Source organism: Elstera litoralis, assembly GCF_000963705.1.
Taxonomy (GTDB): domain Bacteria; phylum Pseudomonadota; class Alphaproteobacteria; order Elsterales; family Elsteraceae; genus Elstera; species Elstera litoralis.
In genome coordinates this window covers 1-972 of record NZ_LAJY01000707.1, presented here as the reverse complement: position 1 = coordinate 972, position 972 = coordinate 1, and the positions used below count along the sequence as shown (strand labels likewise).

1 protein-coding gene is annotated in these 972 nt (G+C 57.4%); it reads right to left on the bottom strand.

Translation table 11 applies throughout. The features are described 5' to 3' along the window. Window positions 1-218: 218 nt before the first annotated feature. A partial coding sequence (locus VZ95_RS19180; RefSeq protein ID WP_045777289.1) for an ABC transporter substrate-binding protein occupies window positions 219-972 on the bottom strand: 754 nt, incomplete at its 5' end.

Here is a 972-nt window from a genome sequence, read left to right as displayed (position 1 = left end):
ATCACGAAGGCCAGCAGCGTGACACCAATGAAGGTGGGAATCGTCAGAGCGATCTGGCGAAAAAGAAAAGACAGCATGGATGAATGGTTCCCTGGGGCAGTCTCGCGCAAGACCTCGAACGGCTTTGCGGAAATATTAAAATGCGAGCCGCCAAGCCTTAAATCGAGAGGGCCGGAAACGCGTAAGCGTCCGGCCCTCCCGTTACAAAACCCCTAAGGCTACTTCATGGATACGCCGTAGAACTTGAAGTGACCCAGCGGATCGACCTTGAAGCCTTCAACGTTCTTCGCCATCGGCACGGTTTGCACTGCGTGGGCAACCGTCAGCCAAGGCGCTTCATCCTTGAAGATCACCTGAGCTTCTTTGTAGAGCTTGCCGCGTTCGGCGCGATCCGAGGTCTTGCGGGCCTTCTGGATCAGCTCTTCAAAGCCGGGATTACACCAACGGGCATTGTTGCCGCCGGTCTTCGCCGCACCGCAACCGAGCAGTTCGTAGAGGAAGTTATCGGGATCACCAGTATCGCCGGTCCACCCCAGCATGACGGTCTGATGCTCGCCGGCACGGACGCGCTTCAGATATTCCGCCCAATCGTAAGAAACGATCTTGGCCTTAATCCCAACCTTCGCCCAGTCCGCCTGAACGATTTCGGCCATGCGCTTGGCCGCCGGATTATAGGGACGCGCCACCGGCATCGCCCACAGGTCGATTTCGGTATCGGCCGGAACGCCTGCTTCCGCCAGCAGCTTCTTGGCCGCTTCCGGATCGTAGGCGTAATCCTTAATGTCGTTGTTATAGGCCCAGCCGATAACCGGCGGGATCGGGTTTTTGGCAATCTCGCCAATCCCACCCGGATAAATCGCATCCAGGATGGTCTTCTTATTGACGGCCAGGTTCAGCGCTTGGCGCACGCGCTTATCGCCGAACGGGGCTTTTTCGGTATTGAAGGAGATGTAACCGACGTTCAGGCCCGCC